Here is a 24,736-nt window from a genome sequence, read left to right as displayed (position 1 = left end):
GCCATGCCCCGTCCCAGCAAGCCCATGCGCATCCAGAACGTCGAGGATGTGCCGGGCGAGTACTACTTCCGCTACGACGAATTCGGCGCCGACACCGAGGTGCCGCCGCACAGCCACAGCTGGGGTCACCTGAACTACACGCCCCACGGCAGCATGTGCATGGACACGGCAGGCCAGCGCTGGGTCTCGCCGCCGCAGTACGGCGTCTGGGTGCCGCCCGGCGTGGTGCACAGCTGCCATGTGGCGCACGCCGTGGTCTACCGCTCGGTCTACCTGGCGCCTGCGTTGTGCAGGGAGCTGCCGGCGCAGCCGTGCTCCATGCGCATCGGCGCCATCGTCAAGGCCATCCTGGCCGACTTTGCCGTGCGCGACGTGCACATTCCCGCCACCGACGCCGACCTGCGCCTGGCCCGTGTGCTCTACGACCAGTTGCGGGCCGTTCCCGTGGAGCCCGGCTATCTGCCGGCCGCCGAACACCCGGCCCTGGTCGAAGTGCTGACCCGCATGCGCGCTGCGCCCGAGGACCACCGCAGCCTGGCCCAATGGGCCGCCAGCGTGCACATGACCGAGCGCACCCTGGCACGCCACTGCCAGCGCGAGCTGGGCATGGGCCTGGGCGAATGGCGCCAGCGCATGCGCTACCTGCTGGCCATCGACGCGCTGGAGGCCGGCCTGAGCGTGCAGCAGATCGCCTATGACCTGGGCTACAGCACGCCCTCGGCCTTCATCGCCATGTTCCAGCGCGAGGCCGGCACCTCACCCGAACAATTCCGCCGCGAGTTCTGCATGCCGCCGTGAGGCTGTTGCGCCATCTGTCTGCAGCCTGGCCCCAGCCGCGAGATAATGCCGCCCGTGAAGCACGCCAGACCGCCGCTGGTGCAATCGTGGAAACACGGCACTGGAGGAACGTCCGGACTGCACAGGGCAGCGTAGCAGCTAACGGCTGTCCACCGTGAGGTGAGGATCAGAGCAACAGAGACGAGTCGGGGACATGTGCCGCCAACTTGGTGTTCTATGGGGTGCCAGCGCAAGCTGGCGACGGATGGCGCAAGCCAGACGCCCAGGCGAAAGCCTGGGCCCCATAGCCACCCGGGGACGCGGAACGCGTCCCCGGGTGAAACGGGCAATCTCTACGCGCAGCAATACCAAGTAGGCACACGTTGACGGGGCCCCCGGAGTGTGCGGGTAGGTAGCACCGAGCCGGGCGGCGACGCCCGGCCCAGATTAATGGCGGTCACATGCGGGCAACCGCGTGCACAGAATCCGGCTTATCGGCGCGCTTCACACTTTCTTCCATGCCCCGCCACCGGCGGGGCATTTTCATGGGCGGTTCAGAACTGGTATTTGGCCGTCAGCAGCAGCCTGCGCGGCACGCCGAAATAGTTGCCGCCGTTGTTCGTGCCCAGGGTCTCGAAGTAGCGGCGGTCGAACAGGTTGCTGACGTTCATCTGCAGGTCCAGCTGCCGGTTCACCCGATAGCCGATGACCAGGTCGGCCACGGCATGGGCGGGCTGGCGGATTGCATAGCCCTCGGCGCTGGTCAGCGACTCGGACGTGGTGCGGCTCTGGTAGCGCAGGCCGCCGCCCACGCGCCATGCGCCCAGCTCGCCGCCCAGGTGGTACATGGCCGACAGCTTGAGCTGGTGGCGCGGCGTGTAGCTGGCATAGGGCGCGCCCTTGGCGCCTTCGGTGCTGTCGCTGGCGATCTCGGCCTGGGTGAAGGTATAGCCAAGGCCGGCGTTCAGGCGCGGCAGGATCTCGCCGCTGATGTCCACGTCCAGCCCCTTGCTCCTGACCTTGCCGACGGAGCGGTAGCAATTGGTCTTCACCGTGCAGGAGTTGATGTCCGCGATGGCCTGGGGCAGGTTGTCCTGCGTGGTGTTGAACACGGCAACGGCCAGGTTCACGCGCTCGTCCAGGTAGCTGCCCTTGAGGCCCAGCTCGAAGTTGCGGCCCTCCACCGGCGCCAGCATGCTGCCTGAGACATCCAGAAAATCCTGCGGCCGGAAGATGCTGGTGTAGCTGGCATAGGCCGAGTAGGTCTTGCTGATGTCATAGGTCAGCGCCGCATAGGGCGTGGCATGGGCTTTCTCGCTGAATTCGCGCTCCCGGCTCCAGCTGCCCTGGCGCTGGACGTTGGTGAAGTCGTACCAGTCCAGGCGCGCGCCGGCGATCAGGTTCAGTGGCTCGGCCAGCAGGAAGCGGCCCGTGGCGTAGGCCGAGGTCAGCGTGGTCTTCTGGCGGCGCGTCCACAGGTCTTCGGCCAGCAGGCCGGAGCGGTCCAGCGAGTCGGGGTTCCAGGTATAGGGATCGACGCCATTGGCGATCAGCCATTCCCCCGTGGGCGACAGGTAGCTGTAGCCCTGGTCGCTCCAGCGGATGGTGCGGCGGCTGACGCCGAAGGCCAGGTCATGCTCGCGGCCGAACAGGCGCACGGGGCCCTGAGCCGAGGCATCGAGGCTGAGCTGGCGCTTGTCGTAGTCGTACAGGCCGCCGGCCACGTCGTAGCGCGTGCGGCCCTGGTCGTCCAGGCCGCCCGAGACCAGGTAGGCGCCGTCCAGCGCGGACTTGGCCCGCAGGGCGCGCGCGGCCAGCCTGGCCTTCCAGCCGTTGTCGAAGCGGTGCTCCAGGTCGGCGAACAGGCTGACCTCCTTCTTGTCCCATTTGCTCCAGGAGGGCGAGAAACGCCTGGATCGCGCAATGTCGAGGAAGGAGCCATCAAAGCCCATGGGCACGCCCATCCATTGCGAGCCGGGGTTGTCTTCGTTCACATAGGAGCCGCCCACGCTCAGCGTGGTGTCGCGGCCCAGGTCGAACTCGGCGGTGCCGTACAGCAGCTGGCGGCGGCTGCTATAGCCATCGATGAAGTGGTCGCGCGACTGGGCCGAAGCCACCACACGCCCGCGTGCCGAGCCGTCCTCGTTGAGGGCGCCGCCCACATCGAGCTCGCCCACGGCCTGGTTCCAGCTGCCGCCGCGCAGGGTGACCGAGCGCTGGGTGGTGCGCGGCGCGCGCTTGCGCACGAAGTTGATGGTGCCCGAAGGGTCGCCCACGCCCGTCATCAGCCCCGTGGGGCCGCGCACCACTTCCACGTGGTCGTACATGGCCATGGTGTCGTAGGTGGAGGTGTCGGTTTCATACGAGACGGGCACGCCGTCCTGCAGGAACGAACCGATCACGAACCCGCGCGAGAAGTAGCGCGCCCGGTCGTCGCTCCAGCGGTTGATGGTGATGCCGGTGGCGCTGTTGGCCACGTCGTCGATGGACAGCATGCCCTGGTCGTCCATCTTCTGGCGCGTGACCACGGTGAGGGACTGGGGCGTCTCGCGGATGGACAGCGGCAGCTTGGTCGAGGTGCTCATCAGCCCCGTGGTGTAGGAGCCCGAGCCCTCGGTGGTCGTGGTCTCGCCCACGGCGGACACCGTGACTTCGGGCAGGGCCACGGTGCCGGCGGGCTTTTCCACCACCAGCGTGCCCTGGCTCACATGGCCTTCCAGCCCGCTGCCGCGCAGCAGCCGGGCCACGGCGGCGGCGGTGCTCAGGCGCCCTTCCACGGCGGGCGCACGGCGGCCCTGCACCAGTTCGGGCGCGGCCAGCAGCTGCAGGCCGGCCTGGCGGGCCAGTTGGGCCAGCGCCTGGTCCAGCGGCTGGGCGGGAATGTGGAAGTCGGTGCTGGCGGCCGTGGCCGGGGCCGGTGCTGCCTGGGCCAGTGCGGCTGGAGCGGCTGGAGACAGCTGCAGGGCCAGCAGCGCGATGGCCGCCGCAACGGCATGGTGGCGGGCAAGGCGGGAAGGCTTGGAGGGGAATGAAGACATGGAAGGTCCCGTGGCGGATCTGGGCAATGGCGATTCCCGGGATGCGAATGCGTCGCGTTCCCGGGTCCTCATGCCTATACGAACGGGCGCAGGCATTCCCTCACGCCTGGTGCGCATGCGCCGTGCATTCCGGGGCCATGGGCGCTCCGGGGCTATGGGCGCATCAGCTGCGGCGGCGGATGACCAGGGTGCGCCCGGTTCCCGGGCCCTGTTCCTCTTCCTGCACGCTGACCGGCAGGGTGCGCGGCAGCATGCGCAGCCAGCCCTGGGCCGCCGCAATGCGCACGCGCCCCAGCACGGGCAGGGCGGCGGCGTCGGGCTCCACGCGCAGTGGCTGCAGGCTGTAGCGCTCCAGGCGGCGGGCAACCTCGGCCAGCGGCGTGTTCTGGAAGTCCAGCCAGCCCTCGCGCCAGGCGGCCACTGCCGCAACCGTTTGCACGGCGGCCGTCTGGCCTGGCGCCAGGCGCAGCATCTGGCCTGCGCCCAGTGCATGCCGGGCGCCGCTGCCGTCGCGCACCTGCACGCGGCCCGCATCGACGGCGACCAGCACCGCATCCTCCTCCAACGCCACCTCGAAGCGCGTGCCCAGCACGGTGACCTGTACGTCCGCCGCCTGGACCACGAAGGGCCGTTCCGTGTCGCGCGCCACGGCGAAGAAGGCGCTGCCGGCCAGCAGCCGCACCTGGCGGCGCGTGGCGTAGAAATCCACCTCGGCGCGGCTGGCGGCGTCCAGCGTCAGGGTGCTGCCGTCGGGCAGGGGCTGGTTCAGCAGGCGGCCGGTGGCCGTGGCCAGCCGCACCTGGTACTGCGGCATCCACTGGCGCCAGGCCAGCCAGATCGCCGGGCTGCCGACACCCAGGCCCGCCATCCCCAGCAGGGTGGACAGGGCGCGGCGGCGGCCCGTGCGTGGTGCGGGTGCGGCGGTGTCTCCGCGCCAGCGGTGCAGCGAGGCTTCCACGCTGTCCATGGCGCGCATGACCTCGCGTTCCACGGTTTTGACCGAGACGCCGTGGCGCTCGGCCAGCTCGGCATGCGAGGCGCCCTCGATGCGGTCGGCCAGGAAGATGTCGCGGCAGCGCGCGGGCAACTGCGCCAGGGCGCCTTCGACCCCGGCCAGGGCCTGGCGGTAGGAATGGGTGTCGGCCACATCGGGGCTGAGGGGGGAGGGCGGCTCGCCTTCCCTCGCGCTGGTGTCAAAGCGCTCGGCCGTGCGCTGGCCATGGCGCAGGTGGTCGATGGCGATGTTCTCCATCACCGCGTAGAGATAGGCGCGGCTGGCGCCTGGCGGACTGTCCGGCGCGGCGGGCGCATCGCTTTCGCCTCGCTGGCGTTCGGCCAGGCGTATCCAGGCGTCATGCACCAGGTCACGCGCTGCCTGCGGGCCGGCGCGGCGCGCCACGAAGCGCACCAGCTCGTGGTAGCTGTCCTGGAAGGTGCTCAGCAGGGAAGAGGAGGAAGAGGCGGGCGCAGGCATGCGGGAGGCCCGAAGGCAGCACGGGAATCCCGCATTCTATGAAATGATTCTCATTTGCCGAATGTGCTGCCCGCCGCGCACCCGGCAATGCCGGCCTAGAACCGCTCCCAGGGCATCAGGTAGCGCCACTGGCCTTCGGGCACCTTGGCCAGAGAGAGGCGGCCAATGCGCAGGCGGCGCAGGCTGACCACGCGCAGGCCCACTTCGGTGCACATGGCGTCGATCTCGTCGGGCGCGATGCCCTTGAGCGCAAAGCGCAGGTGGTTCTCGTTCTGCCAGCTCACGCGGCAGGGCGGCAGCTGGCGCTTGCCGATCGGCAGGCCGGCCTTCATCAGCTCCAGGCCGTCCTCGTGGATCTGGCCCTCGACGCCGACGATGCATTCCTGCTCCAGCCACATGCCTTCCTCCCCCAGCTTGCGCGCCACGCGCTTGTCCTGGGTGTAGACGATGAGGCCGCTGGCCGGCAGCGGCAGGGGCAGGAAGGATTCCAGGTTCTTGAAGTGCTGGGCCAGCACCAGCAGCGGCATGGGCGTGTCCACCTGGGCCATGCTGGCTTCGCCCAGCAGGGAGTGGGCGCTGCGCACCCGGCCATAGGGCCGGCCCTGGGTATAGCCCGCAGGCTTGTTCATCAGCAGGGTGACGGGCGGCACGGCCTCGGGCTGGGCGCCGCTGCGCAGCGTGACCTGCTGCTCGGGGCGCACGCGCGTCTCGGGCAGTTGCACGACCTTGCCGTCCACCTGGACGTTGCCGGCGGTGATATGCAGCTCGGCCTCGCGGCGCGAGCATTGTTCCTGTTCGGCCAGGCGCTTGGCCAGGCGAACGCTTTCAGATTCAGACATGCGCGCAGCTTAACCAGATACCAGGCCCCGCGCGCGTCGTCGGTCATTGCCGGTCATTGCTGGTCATTGCCGCCCGCACAGCGCACGGATGCGCTCCACATGCGCCAGCAGCGAGCGCTCGGCAATCGGCCACAGCTGCGGCGGGGCGTCGTCATAGGCCAGGCGCACCCAGTCCTGCACGCTGCCGTCGGGCTGTCTTTGCATGGCGGCCAGCACCTTGGCCTCGCGCGCCAGCCGGTGGGCCTTCAGCTTGGCGATCGCCTGGCGCGCAAAGCCCAGCACATAGCCATGGGCCGGCAGGATGAAGCGCGCATCGTGCGCGGCGCACAGCGCGTCCAGCCTGTCCAGCGAATCGATGTACTCGCGCATGTTGCCGTCGGGCGGATCGATGATGGTGGTGCTGCCGTTGAGGATGTGGTCGCCGCTGAACAGCAGGGCATCTTCCTCCAGCAGAAAGCACACGTGGTTGGCCGCATGGCCCGGCGTGAACACGGCCTGCAGCGTGTGGGTGACGGTGCCTTGCGCATCCTGCACGGCGATGCGCTGGCCATCTGCCAGCACGTGGTCTGGCGTGAAGCGGCTGGCCGGCCGGGCCGTGGGTGCCGAAGGCAGGCCGCCGATGGCCGGGCGTGGTTTGCCGGCCTGCACCGCCAGCGCCTGCAGCAGGGCTGCGCCCGGCGAATGGTCGGCGTGGGAGTGGGTGCACAGGATGTGGCGTATGTCGCCGCCGGCCGCCTCGAACAGGCGCTGCACATGCGCGGCGTCGGCCGGGCCGGGATCGATGCAGATGTAGCCCGTGGCGGCATCGCCCACCAGATAGCTGTTGGTGCCGGGGCCGGTCATCACGCCGGGGTTGGGGGCCGTCAGGCGCAGCAGGTTCTTGCGCAGGGGCACGGCGCGCTCGCTCTGCCAGTCCAGCGTGTGCAGGATCTGGCCGTCCGGGCAGACCATTTCCAGCTCGCCGAAGGGGGCCTCGTCCTCCATGTGGCGGGCTTCCTTGCCATCGAGAAAGCCGGTGCGCGGGCAGCACTGCCACAGCGGCCGCTCGCCTTGCAGGGCGGCGAACACGGCATCGGTGCCCGCGAAGCGGCTGAGCCGGTCCAGCGTGCGGATGGTGGGAAAGATCATGGGAAAGCTGCCGGCGCGGTGGCGCTCCAGCGCTTGCTGGGGGCTCACCCAGATGGGCTCGAACTGTTCCGATCCGTCGGCGTCAGGCTCCTGACCTTCGGGCATGCGCGCCACGAAGAAGGGCACATCGAAGCGCCGGGGCAGGTCGCGGTCGGCCGTCCAGTGGGCCAGGTACCACAGCGCATCCACGGCCAGGCGCAGGCCGCGTGCCTCGCACTGGGGAACCAGGGGAGCATTGCGGTCCAGCGTGGCCAGCTCGGCGGCCGATACCGGTCGGCCCTGGGCATCGTGGGCCAGCAAAATGCCGAGCTCCTCGAAAGTCTCGCGCAGGCCGGCGATGGCCTGGGTGACGCGCAGGCCATCGCCGGCCTGGGCGGGGCGGGTGCTGGCGCAGGCATGGGCGGCTTCGGCAGAGTCCTGGGCCTCGATGCCGCCGCCGGGGAAGACATAGGCGCTGGGCACGAAGCTGGCCTTGGGCGAGCGCCTTGTCATGAGCACTTCCAGTCCGCTGCCATCGGCGCGGTCGCGCATCAGCAAAACGGTGGAGGCCTTGAGCGTGTCTACGGGCTGGCGCTGGGGGTGCAGGAGCTGGCTGGGGCGGGTCATGGGGGCATTATGCGGATGGACCTGCATCGTGCTGTTGCGCCGGAGACGCAGGCGGCTGGATGGCGCTCTGCACCAGGGCATGCCCCGGATTGCGCCATGAGGCTGCCGTGCAGGGGATAATCGCGGGATGCAGATCCGCTTTACCAAGATGCAGGGCGCTGGCAACGATTTCGTGGTCCTTGACGAAACCGCCGGCCCGCTGGGCCTGAGCGCAGCCCAGTACCGCTTTCTGGCCCACCGCCAATTCGGCGTGGGCGCCGACCAGATCCTCACGGTGCGGCCCTCGCCCGCCGAAGGCATCGACTTCGAATACGTGATCCACAACGCCGACGGCGGCGAGGTCGAGCAGTGCGGCAACGGCGCGCGCTGCTTTGCCCGCTATGTGCACGACAAGGGACTGACGGACAAGTCCGTCATCCGCGTGCAGACGCTGGCCGGCCTCATCGCCCCCGAGCTGCATGCCGATGGCCGCGTCACCGTGGACATGGGCCAGCCCGTGCTGGAGCCCGCCCTGGTGCCCTTCGATGGTGCAGGCCTGGTTCCCCGCCCGCTGGGTGCGGCGCAGCAATGGCCCCTGCAGCTGGGCGACGAAGCCACGGTCTGGATCGCCCCCGTTTCCATGGGCAACCCGCATGCGGTGCAGCTGGTGGACGATGTGTACCATGCGCCCGTGGCCACCTGGGGCCCGCTGATCGAGCGCCATGCGCGCTTTCCCCAGCGCGTCAATGCGGGATTCATGCAGATCGTCGATCGCGGCCAGATCCGGCTGCGTGTGTACGAGCGCGGTGCCGGCGAGACGCTGGCCTGCGGCACGGGCGCCTGCGCGGCCGTGGTGGCCGGCATCCGCTGGGGGCTGCTCGACGCGCGCGTCGATGTGCACACCCGCGGCGGCCGGCTGACCATCGAGTGGGATGGCGGCGCAGTGCGCATGACCGGCCCCGCAGAGTTTGTTTTTGAAGGACAGATCGAGGTTCCCGACCAGCCATGAACAGCACTACCGATATCGCCGTCACCGAAGAGACGATTGCCGACTACCTGCTGAACCATCCGGAATTCTTCGAGCGCCACGCCGAGATGCTCGCGCGTGTGCAGCTGGTCAGCAGCCACAGCCCGCGTACCGTCAGCCTGCAGGAACGCCAGGCCGAGATGCTGCGCGAGAAGATCAAGGGCCTGGAGCACCGCATCATGGACATGATGCGGCACAGCAGCGAGAACGCCTCCATCGCCGACAAGCTGCACGCCTGGAGCTGCGCCCTGGCCAAGGTCCAGGACCTGCGCGAACTGCCCCATGCGCTGACGGCCAGCCTGCAGCATGTCTTCGAGGTGCCCCAGGTGGCCCTGCGCCTGTGGAACGTCTCCGGCGCGCAGACCAGCAGCATCTACACCATGGGCGTCAGCGACGATGCCAAGTCCTTCGCTGCCTCGCTGACCATGCCGTTTTGCGGCCCCAACATGGGCTTCGAGCCCGGCGGCTGGCTGGTCGATCCCGACGCGGCCCAGTCCCTGGCCCTGCTCACCCTGCACGATGGCGACCCCGGCAACCCGGCCCATGCCTTCGGCATGCTGGTCCTGGGTTCGCCCGATCCGCTGCGCTTCGAGGCCACCATGGGCACGGAATTCCTCTCGCGCATCGCGGCCCTGGCCAGCGCGGCCCTCTCGCGCATGCGGCCCGTGGCGCTGACCCTGGCGCGCGGCTGATCGGCTGAAAGCCCATGCCGGGGGCATCGGACAGGGACGGGCTCCCGGAAGGCGGCCTTCCGGCAGAGGATCTGGAGGCAGAGGACCTGGCGCTGCTCCCCTCCGCCGTCCATGCCTATCTGGAGCATGTGCGCGTGCAAAAGCGCCTGGCTGACCGCACCTGCGAGCTCTATGCGCTGGACATGGCCAGGCTGTGCGCCATGGCCCGCGACGCCGGCCTGGATCTGCTGGCGCTGCAGCCCGCCCACATCCGCCGCTTCGTGGCCCGGATGCATTCCCGGGGCCGCAGCCCGCGCGGCATTGCGCTCATCCTGTCCGGCTGGCGCAGCTTCTTCCGCTGGGCGGCCCAGCAGTCGCTGGTGCCTTTCAATCCTGTGGAGGGCGTGCGCGGCCCCAAGGCCCCCAAACCCCTGCCCAAGGCATTGGGCGTGGATGACGCCGTGCAGCTGGCCGCCTTCGGCAACGCCGATGCCGACCCCTGGATCGAGGCGCGCGACGCCGCCATCACCGAATTGCTGTACAGCTGCGGCCTGCGCGTGGGCGAGCTGGTGGGCCTGGACGTGGCGCCCGGCCAGGACACGCAGCGCCAGGGCCGTGGCTGGATAGACCTGCAGTCCGCCGACGCCCACGTGCAGGGCAAGGGCGGCAAGCGCCGCACCGTGCCCGTGGGAGCGGCCGCGCTGCAGGCGCTGCAGCGCTGGCTGGCCCTTCGGGAAACGGGTCTTGCGGGGGCGGCCGCACAGGCTGCGCAGCACGAACCCGCCCTTTTCATCGGCCGGCGCGGCGAGCGCCTGGGCGCGCAGTCGGTCTGGGCGCGGCTGCGCCAGCGCGGGCAGCAGGCCGGCCTGTCGGCCGGTGTCCATCCCCATGTGCTGCGGCATTCGTTCGCCAGCCACATGCTGCAGTCCAGTGGCGATTTGCGCGCCGTGCAGGAGCTGCTGGGCCACGCCAGCATCTCGACCACGCAGATTTACACGCGCCTGGATTTCCAGCATCTGGCCCAGGCCTACGAGAGCGCCCACCCGCGCGCGCGCCGCAAGAGCGGCGACAGCAGGCAAGTCGGCGAAACCGGCGAAACCCCTGAAAAGTACAACCTCGAATAAAAAAGGCCAAGCCCTCTGGCAAAACAGCACTTGACAGGCTCGCTAAACTTATTCGGAACGTCTTTTCGACAAGGCCCGTCCATGGTGGACGGGCCTTGCCGCTTCCCTTTGCTGAATTTTCTGAAAGCAATCCCATGGCACTGATTCCCGTCACCATCCTTACCGGCTTCCTGGGCTCGGGCAAGACCACGCTGCTCAAGCGCGTGCTCAGCGAGTCCCACGGCATGAAGATCGCCGTGATCGAGAACGAGTTCGGCGAAGAAAACATCGACACCGACATTCTCAAGACGGAGTCCAAGGAGCAGATCCTGCAGATGAGCAACGGCTGCATCTGCTGCACCATCCGCGAAGACCTGCGCGAGACCCTGCAGCTGCTGGCCTCCAAGCGCCGCAAGGGCCTGGTGGAGTTCGACCGCATCGTGATCGAGACCACGGGCCTGGCCGATCCCGGCCCCGTCGCCCAGACCTTCTTCATGGACGACGAGATCGCCGAGACCTATCTCATCGACTCCATCCTGACCCTGGTCGACGCCAAGCACGCCAACCAGCAGCTGGACGACCGCCAGGAAGCGCGCCGCCAGGTCGGCTTTGCCGACCAGCTCTTCCTGTCCAAGACCGATCTGGTCAGCGAGGACGAGAAGAACGCGCTCATCCACCGCCTCAAGCACATGAACCCGCGCGCGCCCATCCGCGCCGTGCATTTCGGCGAAGTGCCCCTGAACGAAGTCTTCGACCTGCGTGGCTTCAACCTCAATGCCAAGCTGGACATCGATCCCGACTTCCTCAAGGAAGACGATCACGACCACGGCCATGATCACAAGCACGAGCATGGCGAGCACTGCAGCCATGACCACGAGCATGACGAGAACTGCGGGCACGACCACGCCCACAGCCACGCCCATGATCACGAGCACGAGCACGGCGAACACTGCAATCATCCTCACCACCATCACCACGATGACGACGTCAAGAGCTTCGTCTACCGTGCCGACCGCGCGTTCGACCCGGCCCGCCTGGAGGACTTCCTGGGCGCCATCGTCAACATCTATGGCCCGCGCATGCTGCGCTACAAGGGCGTGCTGAACATGCAGGGCACGGAGCGCAAGGTCATCTTCCAGGGGGTGCACCAGCTCATGGGCAGCGACCTGGGACCGCAATGGGCCGAAGACGAAAAGCGCCAGAGCAAGATGGTCTTCATCGGCATCGACCTGCCCCAGGACATCTTCCTGCAGGGCCTGGAGCAGTGCCTGGCCTGAGCCGTCTGTGAACTTTTGTGAGGAATCACATGGTTTTTGCTGACATCTGATTGACGCAGGAGCCGCCCGCATCTGCAGGCGGTTCCTCTGCTTTCATGTGGGGTATGTGCAACGGCTTGCGCTCCTGTAGAGCATCGATACAATCGCGCCCCTGAAGAGAGCCCCCAAGCCCAATGGACTGCCCCGCAGGGGTCGCCCATACCGTGAGGAGACAGCAAGTGAGCGCCGAATCCAGCAAGAAGCCGTCAGTGGTCGCCCAGGCCCCGGCTGCAAGCCAGAAGGCCGCGGTCCGCACTGCGGTCGGCGTCGTCGACCTGGCCTCCCGCGCCGGCTGGAAAAGGGCTCTTTGCACGCACGGCCGCCGCACGGCCTGGATTGCCGCACCCCGCCGCAAGGGGAAGCCGGCAGGTTCCGCAACTGCGGCGATCGGCTGTCCTACATGGCATTCGACCCGGGCGCCTCGATTGACAGTACCATCCATGGCCCCGTCCGATGCCCCCGGCTCGGACTAAGTTAGCGAAACCAACACTATGCCTACCACTACGCAAACGCCTTCGTCGGGATCGACGAAACGAGACCCCAAGCTGGCCAATGCCTGGAAGACCAAGTCGGCGGAGGAGCTGACGGATGCCGAAGTGCTGGCCATGTCCGATGACGACTACATGAATGAGAAGCAGATGGCGTTCTTCCGCCTGAAGCTGCTCACTCTCAAGCACGACATGCACACCAACGCGGGCGAGACGGCAGAAAACCTGCGCGAGGACACCGTGGTGGTTCCCGATCCGGCCGACCGCGCCACCATCGAGGAAGAGCACGCGCTGGAACTGCGCACCCGCGACCGCGAGCGCAAGCTGCTCAAGAAGATCGAGCAATCCATTGCACGCATCGACGCAGGCGACTACGGCTACTGCGACGAAACCGGCGAGCCCATCGGCGTGGGCCGCCTGCTGGCCCGTCCCACGGCCACGCTGTCGCTGGAGGCCCAGCAGCGACGCGAGCTCAAGCAGAAGATGTACGGAGATTGAGTTGCGGCAACGGCCTTCGGAACGGTGGTGCTAATCTGATTCGCCATGGCAAAAGAAGAGAGCAGCAAATCGGGAGGGTTGTTGTCCAAGGTGGTGCGCTTTGTGCGCCACCCGACGGTCAATTGGTCCGATCTCGACGGCCTCGACGCTGACCAGGAGAGCCAGTACAGCAAGCAGGCGCTCAAGGAAATGATCGAGCGCAAGCGCCGCAACGACTTCGTACGCAAGCGCGAATTCGACCAGCTGCGCCGCCTGCGCCAGGCCGAGTTGCAACAGGCCTCCCGGCCGGGCAGCGCATCTGTCGGTGTCGGCGTGCCCGGACCGGCTGCACAGGGCTCGCAATTCCTCAGCAGCCTGCTGAGCTCCAAATCCTCCGGCGAGCGCGCCGTCACGCTCAAGAAGATCGACGAGATCGAGGCCCAGATGTCCCAGCAATGGTGGCGGGGCAAGCAGGCGGCCGACGCCACCACCATTCCCATGGCGCTGCCCGCTGGCGGCAACCCCGCGCCGGCGTCGTTTCGCAAGCAGCCGCCGCCGGGCCAGATCCCCATGCTCAGCGACGTGGTGCCTGCGGCCATCGCCTCGGCCGGCGATGTGGCGGCCTTTGCCACCACCTTGCCCATGAGCCTGGCACCTGCGCCGCAGGTGCCGTCCGTCTCCACGGCTCCCCTCATGGATTCCATGCCCATGGCCCGCCCCCTGCGGCCCTTGGAAGGGGCCACCGATTTTCTGCCCGCCTTCGCGGCCACCGAGGTCTCTGCCCCGCAGCCCATGGACATGGTGCCGCCATCCTTCGTGGTGTTCGAGCACGATCCCGACCTCGAAGAGCCGGCCATCCTCTTTGCCAATGGTGACGTGGACGGCGCCGAGCAGGGCATGCTGGAGCTGATCGAGCGGCGCGATGTGCCTGCGCAGCTGCCGGTCTGGCTGGCCTTGCTGGACCTGTACCGCGCGGCCGATCGCCCGCTGCAGTTCGACAAGGCCGGCATTGAATTCGCGGCGCGCTTCGGCCGCTCCGCTCCCCAGTGGTTCGCGATGCCGCAGCAGCGCACCGCCGCGATGGCGCCCCTTCCCGGCGCAGCGGCAGGGCGCGGCTGGCGCTGGAGCGCTCCTGCCCAGGTCACGCCCAGCGCCGTCACGGCGCTGAAGGCCTCCCAGGCCAAGGCCGCCGGTCCCTGGACCCTGGACTGGGCTGCCGTGACCCACATCGACGAGGCGGCAGCCACCGCCTTGGAGGCGCTGCTGCAGCAATGGGCCGATTCCCAGGGCGTATTCGTGCTGCTCAACGCGGACCGGCTGCAGGCGCTGCTGGGCGAGCTGGCTCCCTCGGGCGACTCCGCTGTGGATACGCTGTGGTGGCGCCTGCGCATGGCCGTGCTGCGCCTGATGAACCGGCAGGATGATTTCGAGCTGGTGGCCCTGGACTACTGCGTGACCTACGAAGTCTCGCCACCTGCATGGGTGGACCCGGTCTGCCAGTGCCTGACGCAAGCCGTCGAGTCCGGCGGTGCACAAGCCCCTGTGCAGCCGGGCGCTGCCGCCCCGGTGGATACCGTGCGATTTGCGCTGTCTGGCACCATCGAAGGCGATGCCTCCACCTGGCTGGACCCGGTGCAGGAAGGCGCCAGCCTGGGCGAGCCGGTGTTCATCGACTGCACCCAGCTGGTGCGCATGGACTTTGCGGCGGCCGGCTCCGTGCTCAACTGGGCGGCCCACATGCAGTCGCTGGGCCATGTGCTGCAGTTCGGCCAGCTGCACCAGCTGGTGGCCGTATTCTTCAATGTGATCGGCATCCAGGAGCATGCGCAGGTAACGCCGAGACGGGACTGACCTGCCGAGCGGCGGCATTCTTTGGAGGGGCTCTTGAGAAGGCGGGAGCCGCCCTCATCTGGCACCGCTATGGAACAGTATCACGGCACCACCATCATCAGCGTGCGCCGGCAGACCCCCGAAGGCGTGCAGGTCGCCATCGGTGGCGATGGCCAGGTCACATTGGGCAACATCGTCGTCAAGGGTACGGCGCGCAAGGTGCGCAAGCTCTACCACGGCAAGGTGCTGGCCGGCTTTGCCGGCGCCACGGCCGACGCCTTCACGCTGTTCGAGCGCTTCGAGGCCAAGCTGGAAAAGCACCAGGGCCATCTGACGCGCGCGGCCATCGAGCTGACCAAGGACTGGCGCACCGACCGCGTGCTGCGCCGGCTGGAGGCCATGCTGGCCGTGGCCGATGCATCGGCCTCGCTGATCATCACCGGCAACGGCGATGTGCTGGAGCCCGAGCAGGGCATCGTGGCCATCGGATCGGGTGGCGCCTACGCGCACTCGGCGGCCAAGGCGCTGCTGACCAATACCGAGCTGTCGGCCGAGGAGATCGTGCGCAAGTCGCTGGCGATTGCCGGCGAGCTGTGCATCTACACCAACATGCATCACACGGTCGAGACGCTCTGAGACCCTCGCGGCGCGGGCGGTTCTCGCCCGGCCATTGAAACGGATAGCCGCCAGCGGCCAGGTAACGGAAGCGGGGCTGGCGGCGCAATGCTTCGAATACACACCATGTCCTCTGCCATGACCCCCCAGGAGATCGTCTCCGAACTGGACCGCCACATCGTCGGCCAGGCTGGCGCCAAGCGCGCCGTGGCCATCGCGCTGCGCAACCGCTGGCGCCGCCAGAACGTGGCCGACGGCCTGCGCCAGGAGATCACGCCCAAGAACATCCTCATGATCGGCCCCACCGGCGTGGGCAAGACCGAGATCGCGCGACGCCTGGCGCGGCTGGCCGATGCGCCCTTCATCAAGGTCGAGGCCACCAAGTTCACCGAAGTGGGCTACGTGGGCAAGGACGTGGACGCCATCATCCGCGATCTGGCCGAGGTCGCCGTCAAGCAGACGCGCGAGGCCGACATGAAGAAGCTGCGCCTGCGCGCCGAAGACGCTGCAGAGGACCGCATCCTCGACGTGCTCGTGCCCCAGGCCCGCAGCGGCGAGGTGGCTGCCGACAGCACGGCCCGCCAGGTTTTCCGCAAGAAGCTGCGCGAAGGCCAGCTCGACGACAAGGAAATCGATATCGACGTGGCCGACGCGCCGCCTCAGGTGCAGATCATGGGCCCGCAGGGCATGGAGGAGATGGCCGAGCAGCTGCGCGGCATGTTCAGCCACATGGGCCAGGAAAAGCGCAAGACGCGCAAGCTGCGCATTGCCGAGGCCATGAAGCTGCTGACCGACGAGGAAGCGGCCAAGCTCGTCAACGAGGAAGACGTGCGCACGCGCGCCATTGCCAATGCCGAGCAAAACGGCATCGTCTTCATCGACGAGATCGACAAGGTCGCCACGCGCCAGGAAAGCAGCGGCTCCGACATCTCGCGCCAGGGCGTGCAGCGCGACCTGCTGCCCCTGGTCGAGGGCACCAGCGTCTCCACCAAGTACGGCGTGGTCAAGACCGACCACATCCTGTTCATCGCCTCGGGCGCCTTTCACCTGTCCAAGCCCAGCGACCTCATCCCCGAGCTGCAGGGCCGCTTTCCGATCCGCGTGGAGCTGGACTCGCTGTCGGTCCAGGACTTCGAGGCCATCCTCACCCAGACCCATGCCTCCCTGGTCAAGCAGTACCAGGCGCTGCTGGCCACCGAAGGCGTCACGCTGGAGTTCACGCCCGAAGGCATCACCCGGCTGGCCGGCATCGCCTTCGAGGTCAACGAGCGCACCGAAAACATCGGCGCGCGCCGCCTGTCCACCGTGCTGGAGCGGCTGCTGGACGAGGTCAGCTTCGATGCGGCCAAGCTTTCGGGGCAGACCGTCACCATCGACGCGGCCTACGTGGACCAGCGCCTGCAGTCCCTGAGCCAGGACGAAGACCTGTCTCGCTTCATCCTCTGAAGCCTGCCTCGGCGGCCGAGCAGCCGCCATCGAAGTGACTGCCCGCATTGCCGGGCAGTCACTTTTTGTAGGAGGCCGGCCCGAGTTGCACCCGGTCGCCAGCGAATTGAATCGTTGCAATTGCCTGCCGGGATTGAGAGTTCACTTGCAATCACTCCCCTAAGTGCTTGTAAAGTCTCGGTTTTTTGTCATCACTCACATTGCATTCGATCTCTAAGTTGTTGATTTCATTGCAAATAATTGTCCATTCCCGGGTTGTGAAACACCAAATTGCTGCTACAGTGCAAAAAAGTGCAATTAAGTGGTGAAAGTTGCCTTTGTGCCCCGATTTCCGGGACGCGATGGCTCCAACCGACCGGGGTGACTGACCGTGTTTCAAGGGGCGTCCTCGCTGAATCTCGATGGCAAGGGGCGGCTGTCTGTGCCGACCCGGCATCGTGACGCCCTCTTGGCCATGGCGCAGGGCCAGGTCACCCTCACCAAACACCCCCATGGTTGCCTGATGCTGTTCCCGCGCACGGAGTGGCTGCAGTTCCGCGAGCGGATCGCGCAGCTGCCCATGTCGGCGCAGTGGTGGAAGCGCATCTTCCTGGGCAACGCCATGGACGTGGACATGGATGCCACCGGCCGTGTGCTGGTGTCGCCCGAGTTGCGCGACGCCGTGGGTCTGACCAAGGAGGTCGTGCTGCTGGGAATGGGCAACCATTTCGAGCTGTGGGACAAGGCCACTTATGAGGCACATGAAGCGAAGGCCATGCAGGAAGAGATGCCTGCGGCCTTCCAGGATTTTGCTTTCTAGGAAAGAGGCGTTCTCTTGAATCAGCCGTTGCAACACATCACCGTTTTGCTCGACGAGGCCGTCGATGCGCTGCTGGACGGCGCCGCGCAGCCCGTTGCCGGGCAATGGGTGGACGCGACGTTCGGGCGAGGCGGGCATTCCCGGCGCATCCTCCATCGGCTAGGGCCGGGCGGGACCTTGCTGGCGTTCGACAAGGACCCGGACGCGATCGAAGAGGCAGCGCGCATCACCGATGCGCGTTTTTCGATTCGGCACGAAGGGTTTCGCCACCTGGGCGAGTTGCCGGCCGGCAGCGTGCAGGGCGTGCTGATGGACCTGGGGGTGAGCTCTCCCCAGATCGACAACCCCGAGCGTGGCTTCAGCTTCCGCTTCGAGGGTCCGCTGGACATGCGCATGGACACCACGCGCGGTCAGAGCGTGGCGGACTGGCTGGCGGAAGCCGATGCCCAGCAGATTGCGGAGGTGATACGTGACTACGGCGAAGAACGGTTTGCTGGCCCCATTGCAAAGGCGATTGTTGCTCGGCGCGAAAGCCAGGGGCCCCTTCGCAACACCGCGGAGCTTGCCGAGCTCGTGGCTGGCGCGGTCCGGACCCGCGAGGCTGGGCAGAACCCAGCGACACGCACATTCCAGGCTCTTCGGATTTTCATCAATGCCGAGCTTGAAGAACTCGAACAGGCGCTAGAGGCCAGCCTGCGCGTGCTCGCGCCGGGCGGGCGCCTGGTGGTGATCAGCTTCCACTCGCTGGAAGACCGCATCGTCAAGCAGTTCATTGCCAGGCATTCCAAGGAAGTCTATGACCGGCGCGCACCCTTTGCCGCGCCCACACCCATGCGCCTTGAAGCCCTGGGCCGCATCAAGCCCAGCGAGGCCGAGGTCGCCGCCAATGCGCGTTCGCGCTCGGCCGTGATGCGCGTGGCCCGCCGCACCGAGGTGCCTGCATGAAGCGCACGCACCGTCTGGCGCAAGAGGAGGGCGTGGCATGCTGCGCCTGAACCTCGTGCTGCTGCTGGCGGTGATGGCCAGCGCCATCTTCCTGGTGCACAACCAGTACGAGTCGCGCCGGCTGTTCACCGAACTGGACCGCGCCGTGGCCGAATCGCGCCGCCTGGCCACCGAGCAGCAGCGCCTGCAGGTGGAAAAGCGCGCCCAGGCCACGCCACAGCGCATCGAGGTCATGGCGCGCGAGCGCCTGCAGATGAAGCCGGCCACGCCGGCCATCGCCCAGTACGTCAATGACGATGCGCGCACGGGAGTGGCTCCATGACGCGCAGCGTGCTCTACACCTCCAGTCCCTTGCTGGCGTCCAAGACACCCCTGTGGCGCAGCAAGATGATCGTGGCCATGCTGGGCCTGGGCTTTGTCGGCCTGGGTGCACGCGCGGCCTATGTGCAGGTGTTCGGCAACGACTTCTTCCAGCGCCAGGGCCAGGTGCGCTTTGCGCGCACGCTGGAGTTGCCGGCCAACCGCGGCCGCCTGCTGGACCGCAATGGACTGATCCTGGCCTCCAGCGTGCCGGCCGCCAGCATCTGGGCCATTCCCGAAGATGTCGAGCAGGACGACCCCGAGGTCAAGGCCAAGCTCAAGCAGCTGGCCGCGCTCATGGAGATGCCGCTGCCCGCGCTGATGGAAAAGCTGGCCGACGAGGACAAGACCTTCGTCTGGATCAAGCGCCAGCTCGACTGGGACGTGGGCCAGCAGATCCATGCCCTCAACATCAAGGGCATCTACCAGCGCAAGGAATACAAGCGCCAGTACCCGGAAGGCGAATCGGCCGCCCACATCGTGGGCTTCACCAATGTGGAAGACCATGGCCAGGAAGGCATGGAGCTGGCCTTCGACAAGGAGCTGGGCGGCAAGCCCGGCTCGCGCCGCGTGATCAAGGACCGCCTGGGCCGCGTGGTCGAGGGCGTGGGCGAGGAAGTGCCGCCGCAGGACGGCCGCGACATCCAGCTGTCCGTGGACAGCAAGGTCCAGTACTTCGCCTACCAGAAGCTCAAGGAGCAGGTCATCGCGCACAAGGCCAAGGCGGGCAGCGTGGTGGTCATGGATGCGCACACCGGCGAATTGCTGGCCCTGGCCAACTACCCCAGCTACGTGCCCGACAAGCGCAAGAACCTGACGGGCGAGCAGCTGCGCAACCGCGCCATCACCGACACCTTCGAGCCCGGCTCGACCATGAAGCCCATCACCATCGGCCTGGCGCTGGAGTCGGGCCGCTTCAAGCCGGAAACGCCCATCGACACCACGCCGGGCCGCGTCAACGTCACGGGCTCGACGATTTCCGACACCCACAACTACGGCCTGCTCACCGTGGCCGGCGTGATCCAGAAGTCCAGCAACGTGGGCACGACCAAGATCGCGCTGCAGATGCCGGCCAAGGAAATGTGGGAAACCTTCTCGGCCGTGGGCTTCGGCCAGAAGCCGCAGATCTCCTTTCCCGGCGCCGCCAGCGGTCGCCTGCGTCCCTACAAGACCTGGAGGCCGGTGGAGCAGGCCACCATGGGCTATGGCTACGGCCTGTCCGCCAGCCTGCTGCAGATGACGCGCAGCTACACCGTATTTGCCAACGGCGGGCGCGTGATCCCGGCCACCATGGTCAAGACCGACGAGCCGCCCGTGGGCGTGCCCGTGTTCTCTCCGCGCACGGCCAACGAGGTGCGCAAGATGCTGGCCCTGGCGGCCGGCCCCGGCGGCACGGGCCAGCGCGCCCAGACCATCGGCTACTCGGTGGGCGGCAAGTCGGGCACGGCCCGCAAGCAGCAGGGCAAGGGCTATGCCGCCGGCAAGTACCGCGCCTGGTTCACGGGCATGGCGCCCATCGAGAACCCGCGCATCATCGTCGCCGTGATGGTGGACGAGCCCAGTGCCGGCACCATCTACGGCGGCACCGTGGCGGCACCCGTGTTCAGCGAAGTGGTGCAGCAGACGCTGCGCCTGATGGGCGTGCAGCCCGATATGGAAGTCAAGCCCTTGATCGTCGCCAACCCCGTGGAGGAGCCATCGCTATGAGTTCCTCCCAAGCCCTGCTGATGCTGTCGTCGGCCACCGAGGCTGTCCAATGGCTGGCCGCCCGCCTGCAAGGCAGCGGCACGCTGCAGACCGACAGCCGCAAGGTCCGGCCCGGCGATGCCTTCATTGCCTGGCCCGGCGCGGCCACCGATGGCCGCGCCCATGTGGCCTCGGCCCTGGAGCGCGGCGCCGTGGCCTGCCTGGTCGAAGCGCAGGGCGTCGAGCCCTTCGGTTTTTCCGGCGAGCACATCGCGGCCTTGCCTGGCCTCAAGGCCGCCACGGGCCTGATCGCCGACCAGTGGTTCCAGCATCCCAGCGCCCGGATCGACGTGCTGGCCGTCACCGGCACCAACGGAAAGACCACCACGGCCTGGTGGCTGGCGCATGCGCTGGCCCAGGTGAAGCTGCAGGAACGCAGCGGCTGCGCCCTGGTGGGCACGCTGGGCGTGGGCATCCCGCCCGCCCTGGAATCCACGGGCATGACCACGCCCGACCCGGTGCGGCTGCAGCGCGCATTCCGCGAGTACGCCGATGCGGGCCTGGCGGCCTGCGCCATCGAGGCCTCGTCCATCGGCATCGTCGAGCACCGGCTGGACGGCACGCGCATCCGCGTGGCGATGTTCACCAATTTCACGCAGGACCATCTCGACTACCACGGCAGCATGCAGGCCTACTGGGATGCCAAGGCCGCGCTGTTCGACTGGCCCGGCCTGCAGGCCGCCGTCGTCAATGTGGACGACGCGCACGGCGCGCGCCTGTGGGCCACGCTGCAGTCGCGCCCATCCTCTGCCGCGCTCGATGTCTGGAGCATTTCCATCGAGGGCGCGGCGCGCCTGCAGGCCAAGGACATCGCGCTGGGCGCCGAGGGCCTGAGCTTCACCGTGATCGAGGCCGGCCACAGCCTGCGCATGCACACGCGCATGGTGGGCCAGTACAACGTATCCAACCTGCTGGGTGTGCTGGCAGCGCTGCGCTGCCTGGGCCTGAGCCTGGACCAGGCCGTCGCTGCCTGCGCCCACCTGGAGCCCGTGCCCGGCCGCATGCAGCAGATCGTCCAGCCCGGCCAGCCGCTGGTGGCCGTGGACTACGCCCACACGCCTGACGCGCTGGACAAGGCCCTGCGCGCCTTGCGCCCGGCCGCCGAGCAGCGCCAGGGCCGGCTGTGGTGCGTGTTCGGCTGCGGTGGAGACCGCGATGCCACCAAGCGGCCGCTCATGGGGCAGGCCGCCCAGAAGAATGCCGACTGCGTGCTGGTCACCAGCGACAACCCGCGCAGCGAAGTGCCCGACCGCATCATCGACCAGATCCTGGCCGGCATGCAGCCGGGCGAGAACCTGCAGTCCCAGGCCGATCGCGCGGCGGCCATCGCCCAGGCGATCGCGCACGCCAGCGAACGCGACGTGGTGCTGATCGCCGGCAAGGGACATGAGGACTACCAGGAGACGGCAGGCCAGCGCCATCCGTTCTCCGACATGGCCGAGGCGCGCAAGGCGCTGGCGGCCCGTGAAGGAAAGAAGCGGTCATGATGACCTTGCAACAAGCGCTGGAGCTGATCCAGTCGCATATCCCCCAGGCACGGCTGGTCGGCAACGGCCAGACCGTGCTCACGCGCGTGCACACCGACACCCGCACGCTGCAGGCCGGGGATCTATTCGTCGCCTTGAAGGGCGAGCGTTTCGATGCCAACCAGTTCCTGGTCCAGGCCCGCGAGGCCGGTGCCGCCGCAGCCCTGGCCCATGGCGGCCTGGAGGCTGCAGGCCTGTCCGGCATCGAAGTGCCCGATTCGCTGGCCGCCCTGGGCGCGCTGGCCACGGCCTGGCGCGCGCGCTTTGCGCTGCCGCTGATCGCCGTCACCGGCAGCAACGGCAAGACCACGGTCACGCAGATGGTGGCCTCCATCCTGCGTGCCCATGCGGGCGAGGCGGCGCTGGCCACGCGCGGCAACTTCAACAACTCCATCGGCCTGCCGCTGAGCCTGATGCGCATGACCGGCCAGCACCGCGTGGCCGTGCTGGAGATGGGTATGAACCATCCCGGCGAGATTGCCGAGCTGGCCGCCATCGGCCAACCCACGGTGGCCCTGGTCAACAACGCCCAGCGCGAGCACCAGGAATTCATGCACACGGTCGAGGCCGTGGCGCGCGAAAACGGCAGCGTGCTGCTGGCCCTGCCCGCCGACGGCGTGGCCGTGTTCCCCGCAGGCGACACCTACACGCCGTTGTGGCGTGAGCTGGCGGGCGCCCGCCAATGCCTGCTGTTCGGCGAGTCTGGCGACGGCGCCCATATCCACGCGCGTGACGCGCTGTGGCTGGGCGATGCCTGGCAGTTCACCCTGGCCACGCCCGAGGGCGAGGCGCCGGTGCGCCTGCACATCGCCGGCCGCCACAACGTGCGCAACGCGCTGGCCGCAGCGGCCTGCGCCCAGGCGGCCGGCGTGCCGCTGGCCGACATCGCACGCGGCCTGAGCGTGTTCGAGCCCGTGCAGGGCCGTTCGCGCGCGCTGGGCGTTTCGGTGCAAGGCCGCACGGTCACCGTGATCGACGACAGCTACAACGCCAATCCCGATTCGGTGGCCGCGGCCATCGAGGTGCTGCGCGAACTGCCCGCTCCCCAGCTGCTGGTGCTGGGCGACATGGGCGAGGTCGGCGACCAGGGGCCGCAATTCCATGCCGAGGCGGGCGCGCTGGCGCGCAGCCTGGGCATTGCCCGGCTGTTCACGCTGGGCGCGCAAAGCACATCCGCCGCCACCGCATTCGGTGCAGGTGCCCGGCATTTCGAAGACATGGCCTCGCTGCAACAGGCAGCCTGTGCCGCGCTGCCCGAGGTGGGTAGCATTCTGGTCAAGGGTTCGAGGTTCATGAAGATGGAGCAGGTGGTTCAGGCGGTCGAGGCGGCCGGCAAGGATGACGGTTGCAAGAAGGAGGCCGCATGCTGCTGATGCTGTCCCAATGGCTGCAGGGCCTGTCTCCCGAGTTCGGCTTTCTGCGCGTCTTCCAGTACCTCACGATGCGCGCCGTGATGGCCGCGCTCACGGCCCTGGTCATCGGCCTGCTGGCCGGACCGCGCCTGATCCGCATGCTGACCTCGCTCAAGATCGGCCAGCCCGTGCGCGGCTACGGCATGGAAACCCATCTGGCCAAGAGCGGCACGCCCACCATGGGCGGGGCGCTGATCCTGCTGTCCATCGCCGTGTCCACGCTGCTGTGGTTCGACCTGTCCAACCGCTTCGTCTGGATCGTGCTGCTGGTCACCCTGGGCTTCGGCACCATCGGCTGGGTCGATGACTGGCGCAAGGTGGTCAACAAGGACCCCGAGGGCATGCGCTCGGGCGAGAAGTATTTCTGGCAGTCCGTCATCGGACTGCTGGCCGCGCTCTACCTGGTGTTTTGCATTTCGGAGAACACCAATGCCCAGGTCTTCGAGCTGTTCGTGACCTGGGTGCAGTCGGGCTTTTCGCTGGACCTGCCGCCCAAGGCCGGCCTGCTTGTTCCCTTCTTCAAGGAAGTCAGCTACCCGCTGGGCGTGCTCGGCTTCGTGGTCATGACCTACCTGGTCATCGTGGGCGCCAGCAATGCGGTGAACCTGACCGATGGCCTGGACGGCCTGGCCATCATGCCTGTGATCATGGTGGGCTCGGCCCTGGGCATCTTTGCCTACGTCACCGGCAATGCCGGCTACGCCAAGTACCTGCTGTTCCCGCACATCCCGGGCTCGGGCGAGCTGCTGGTGTATTGCGCGGCCATGGCCGGAGCGGGTCTGGCCTTTCTGTGGTTCAACGCCCATCCGGCCCAGGTCTTCATGGGCGACGTGGGCGCGCTGGCGCTGGGCGCTTCGCTGGGCACCATCGCCGTGATCGTTCGCCAGGAAATCGTGCTGGCCATCATGGGCGGCATCTTCGTGGTCGAGGCGCTGTCGGTGATGCTGCAGGTCACCTGGTTCAAGTTCACCAAGAAGCGCTATGGCGAAGGCCGTCGCCTGCTCAAGATGGCGCCGCTGCACCACCATTTCGAGAAGAGCGGCTGGAAGGAAACCCAGGTCGTGATCCGCTTCTGGATCATCACCATGCTGCTGTGCCTGCTGGGCCTGTCCACGCTGAAGCTGAGGTGAGTCC

The 24,736-nt window shown here is 67.8% G+C and carries 20 protein-coding genes and 1 other RNA gene; 17 read left to right on the top strand and 4 right to left on the bottom strand.

Features of this window, described 5'->3' with window-relative positions; translation table 11 throughout:
• Positions 1 to 3 precede the first annotated feature (3 nt).
• Both G4D77_RS11400 and rnpB read left to right on the top strand, forming a co-directional pair.
• Positions 4 to 798 (top strand): AraC family transcriptional regulator, encoded by a 795-nt coding sequence (locus tag G4D77_RS11400; RefSeq protein ID WP_016453123.1) that lies wholly within the window; start codon positions 4 to 6, stop codon positions 796 to 798.
• Between the two features lie 56 nt (positions 799 to 854).
• An RNA gene (rnpB, locus tag G4D77_RS11395) (RNase P RNA component class A) lies at positions 855 to 1,287 on the top strand.
• Positions 1,288 to 1,331: 44 nt separating this feature from the next.
• On the opposite strand, the gene G4D77_RS11390 is transcribed toward rnpB, so the two are convergent.
• The 4 genes from G4D77_RS11390 to G4D77_RS11375 all read right to left on the bottom strand — a co-directional run bounded on the left by G4D77_RS11390 (position 1,332) and on the right by G4D77_RS11375 (position 7,862).
• Positions 1,332 to 3,815, bottom strand: coding sequence for a TonB-dependent siderophore receptor (locus G4D77_RS11390; protein WP_154835688.1), 2,484 nt, complete (start codon positions 3,813 to 3,815; stop codon positions 1,332 to 1,334).
• A gap of 163 nt (positions 3,816 to 3,978) precedes the next feature.
• Positions 3,979 to 5,289 carry a sigma-70 family RNA polymerase sigma factor gene (locus G4D77_RS11385; protein ID WP_154835686.1) on the bottom strand — a complete coding sequence of 437 codons (1,311 nt, stop codon included), beginning with the start codon at positions 5,287 to 5,289 and terminating at the stop codon, positions 3,979 to 3,981.
• 95 nt (positions 5,290 to 5,384) lie between these two features.
• Positions 5,385 to 6,128 (bottom strand): pseudouridine synthase, encoded by a 744-nt coding sequence (locus G4D77_RS11380; protein ID WP_012203381.1) that lies wholly within the window; start codon positions 6,126 to 6,128, stop codon positions 5,385 to 5,387.
• A gap of 63 nt (positions 6,129 to 6,191) precedes the next feature.
• Complete coding sequence (locus G4D77_RS11375) at positions 6,192 to 7,862, bottom strand: MBL fold metallo-hydrolase (RefSeq protein ID WP_213757960.1); 1,671 nt, start codon at positions 7,860 to 7,862, stop codon at positions 6,192 to 6,194.
• A 127-nt stretch (positions 7,863 to 7,989) separates the two neighbouring features.
• Between G4D77_RS11375 and dapF the strand changes: the two genes are divergently transcribed.
• The 15 genes from dapF (at position 7,990) to mraY (ending at position 24,732) form a co-directional block, all read left to right on the top strand.
• Positions 7,990 to 8,850, top strand: a complete 861-nt coding sequence (dapF, locus tag G4D77_RS11370; RefSeq protein WP_154835680.1) for a diaminopimelate epimerase — start codon at positions 7,990 to 7,992, stop codon at positions 8,848 to 8,850.
• Positions 8,847 to 9,560, top strand: coding sequence for a DUF484 family protein (locus tag G4D77_RS11365; protein ID WP_016448045.1), 714 nt, complete (start codon positions 8,847 to 8,849; stop codon positions 9,558 to 9,560). Before dapF ends, G4D77_RS11365 begins: the two co-directional genes overlap by 4 nt.
• Before the next feature lie 14 nt (positions 9,561 to 9,574).
• Positions 9,575 to 10,663 (top strand): tyrosine recombinase XerC, encoded by a 1,089-nt coding sequence (locus tag G4D77_RS11360; protein ID WP_154835679.1) that lies wholly within the window; start codon positions 9,575 to 9,577, stop codon positions 10,661 to 10,663.
• A 134-nt stretch (positions 10,664 to 10,797) separates the two neighbouring features.
• Entirely contained in the window at positions 10,798 to 11,919 is a 1,122-nt protein-coding gene (locus G4D77_RS11355; RefSeq protein ID WP_154835678.1) for a CobW family GTP-binding protein, read from the top strand.
• 530 nt (positions 11,920 to 12,449) lie between these two features.
• Complete coding sequence (dksA, locus tag G4D77_RS31080; RefSeq protein WP_016448042.1) at positions 12,450 to 12,944, top strand: RNA polymerase-binding protein DksA; 495 nt, start codon at positions 12,450 to 12,452, stop codon at positions 12,942 to 12,944.
• A gap of 45 nt (positions 12,945 to 12,989) precedes the next feature.
• Positions 12,990 to 14,774, top strand: a complete 1,785-nt coding sequence (locus G4D77_RS11345; RefSeq protein ID WP_193726173.1) for an STAS domain-containing protein — start codon at positions 12,990 to 12,992, stop codon at positions 14,772 to 14,774.
• A gap of 69 nt (positions 14,775 to 14,843) precedes the next feature.
• Entirely contained in the window at positions 14,844 to 15,389 is a 546-nt protein-coding gene (hslV, locus tag G4D77_RS11340; RefSeq protein ID WP_016448040.1) for an ATP-dependent protease subunit HslV, read from the top strand.
• Between the two features lie 105 nt (positions 15,390 to 15,494).
• Entirely contained in the window at positions 15,495 to 16,814 is a 1,320-nt protein-coding gene (hslU, locus tag G4D77_RS11335; RefSeq protein WP_193726172.1) for an ATP-dependent protease ATPase subunit HslU, read from the top strand.
• A 370-nt stretch (positions 16,815 to 17,184) separates the two neighbouring features.
• The gene (mraZ, locus tag G4D77_RS11330; RefSeq protein WP_026062826.1) at positions 17,185 to 17,613 is read left to right on the top strand and encodes a division/cell wall cluster transcriptional repressor MraZ; all 429 of its coding nucleotides are present in this window, start codon (positions 17,185 to 17,187) and stop codon (positions 17,611 to 17,613) included.
• A gap of 15 nt (positions 17,614 to 17,628) precedes the next feature.
• Positions 17,629 to 18,558: a 16S rRNA (cytosine(1402)-N(4))-methyltransferase RsmH gene (gene rsmH, locus G4D77_RS11325; protein ID WP_154835677.1), complete on the top strand. Its 930-nt coding sequence runs from the start codon at positions 17,629 to 17,631 to the stop codon at positions 18,556 to 18,558.
• Between the two features lie 37 nt (positions 18,559 to 18,595).
• Positions 18,596 to 18,880, top strand: coding sequence for a cell division protein FtsL (ftsL, locus tag G4D77_RS11320; RefSeq protein ID WP_012203393.1), 285 nt, complete (start codon positions 18,596 to 18,598; stop codon positions 18,878 to 18,880).
• Positions 18,877 to 20,625 carry a peptidoglycan D,D-transpeptidase FtsI family protein gene (locus tag G4D77_RS11315; RefSeq protein WP_013804112.1) on the top strand — a complete coding sequence of 583 codons (1,749 nt, stop codon included), beginning with the start codon at positions 18,877 to 18,879 and terminating at the stop codon, positions 20,623 to 20,625. Before ftsL ends, G4D77_RS11315 begins: the two co-directional genes overlap by 4 nt.
• On the top strand, positions 20,622 to 22,151 hold the full coding sequence (locus G4D77_RS11310; protein ID WP_016453129.1) for a UDP-N-acetylmuramoyl-L-alanyl-D-glutamate--2,6-diaminopimelate ligase: 1,530 nt from the start codon (positions 20,622 to 20,624) through the stop codon (positions 22,149 to 22,151). The genes G4D77_RS11315 and G4D77_RS11310 overlap by 4 nt, the downstream gene beginning before the upstream one ends.
• Positions 22,148 to 23,563, top strand: coding sequence for a UDP-N-acetylmuramoyl-tripeptide--D-alanyl-D-alanine ligase (locus G4D77_RS11305; RefSeq protein ID WP_154835676.1), 1,416 nt, complete (start codon positions 22,148 to 22,150; stop codon positions 23,561 to 23,563). Before G4D77_RS11310 ends, G4D77_RS11305 begins: the two co-directional genes overlap by 4 nt.
• Positions 23,554 to 24,732: a phospho-N-acetylmuramoyl-pentapeptide-transferase gene (gene mraY, locus G4D77_RS11300; protein WP_016448034.1), complete on the top strand. Its 1,179-nt coding sequence runs from the start codon at positions 23,554 to 23,556 to the stop codon at positions 24,730 to 24,732. Before G4D77_RS11305 ends, mraY begins: the two co-directional genes overlap by 10 nt.
• Positions 24,733 to 24,736: the final 4 nt, after the last annotated feature.

This window comes from Delftia sp. WY8 (assembly GCF_018437695.1).
Lineage (GTDB): Bacteria > Pseudomonadota > Gammaproteobacteria > Burkholderiales > Burkholderiaceae_C > Comamonas > Comamonas tsuruhatensis.
Note: the sequence above shows the minus strand (reverse complement) of the source record. Positions and strands in the feature narration are given on the sequence as shown.

What these genes read in the sequence shown, in the direction of transcription:
- G4D77_RS11400 (WP_016453123.1), top strand. Translation starts at nt 4, where the DNA reads ATGCCCCGTCCCAGCAAGCCCATGCGCATCCAGAACGTCGAGGATGTG.
- G4D77_RS11390 (WP_154835688.1), bottom strand. Translation starts at nt 3,815, where the DNA reads ATGTCTTCATTCCCCTCCAAGCCTTCCCGCCTTGCCCGCCACCATGCC.
- G4D77_RS11385 (WP_154835686.1), bottom strand. Translation starts at nt 5,289, where the DNA reads ATGCCTGCGCCCGCCTCTTCCTCCTCTTCCCTGCTGAGCACCTTCCAG.
- G4D77_RS11380 (WP_012203381.1), bottom strand. Translation starts at nt 6,128, where the DNA reads ATGTCTGAATCTGAAAGCGTTCGCCTGGCCAAGCGCCTGGCCGAACAG.
- G4D77_RS11375 (WP_213757960.1), bottom strand. Translation starts at nt 7,862, where the DNA reads ATGACCCGCCCCAGCCAGCTCCTGCACCCCCAGCGCCAGCCCGTAGAC.
- dapF (WP_154835680.1), top strand. Translation starts at nt 7,990, where the DNA reads ATGCAGATCCGCTTTACCAAGATGCAGGGCGCTGGCAACGATTTCGTG.
- G4D77_RS11365 (WP_016448045.1), top strand. Translation starts at nt 8,847, where the DNA reads ATGAACAGCACTACCGATATCGCCGTCACCGAAGAGACGATTGCCGAC.
- G4D77_RS11360 (WP_154835679.1), top strand. Translation starts at nt 9,575, where the DNA reads ATGCCGGGGGCATCGGACAGGGACGGGCTCCCGGAAGGCGGCCTTCCG.
- G4D77_RS11355 (WP_154835678.1), top strand. Translation starts at nt 10,798, where the DNA reads ATGGCACTGATTCCCGTCACCATCCTTACCGGCTTCCTGGGCTCGGGC.
- dksA (WP_016448042.1), top strand. Translation starts at nt 12,450, where the DNA reads ATGCCTACCACTACGCAAACGCCTTCGTCGGGATCGACGAAACGAGAC.
- G4D77_RS11345 (WP_193726173.1), top strand. Translation starts at nt 12,990, where the DNA reads ATGGCAAAAGAAGAGAGCAGCAAATCGGGAGGGTTGTTGTCCAAGGTG.
- hslV (WP_016448040.1), top strand. Translation starts at nt 14,844, where the DNA reads ATGGAACAGTATCACGGCACCACCATCATCAGCGTGCGCCGGCAGACC.
- hslU (WP_193726172.1), top strand. Translation starts at nt 15,495, where the DNA reads ATGTCCTCTGCCATGACCCCCCAGGAGATCGTCTCCGAACTGGACCGC.
- ftsL (WP_012203393.1), top strand. Translation starts at nt 18,596, where the DNA reads ATGCTGCGCCTGAACCTCGTGCTGCTGCTGGCGGTGATGGCCAGCGCC.
- G4D77_RS11315 (WP_013804112.1), top strand. Translation starts at nt 18,877, where the DNA reads ATGACGCGCAGCGTGCTCTACACCTCCAGTCCCTTGCTGGCGTCCAAG.
- G4D77_RS11310 (WP_016453129.1), top strand. Translation starts at nt 20,622, where the DNA reads ATGAGTTCCTCCCAAGCCCTGCTGATGCTGTCGTCGGCCACCGAGGCT.
- G4D77_RS11305 (WP_154835676.1), top strand. Translation starts at nt 22,148, where the DNA reads ATGATGACCTTGCAACAAGCGCTGGAGCTGATCCAGTCGCATATCCCC.
- mraY (WP_016448034.1), top strand. Translation starts at nt 23,554, where the DNA reads ATGCTGCTGATGCTGTCCCAATGGCTGCAGGGCCTGTCTCCCGAGTTC.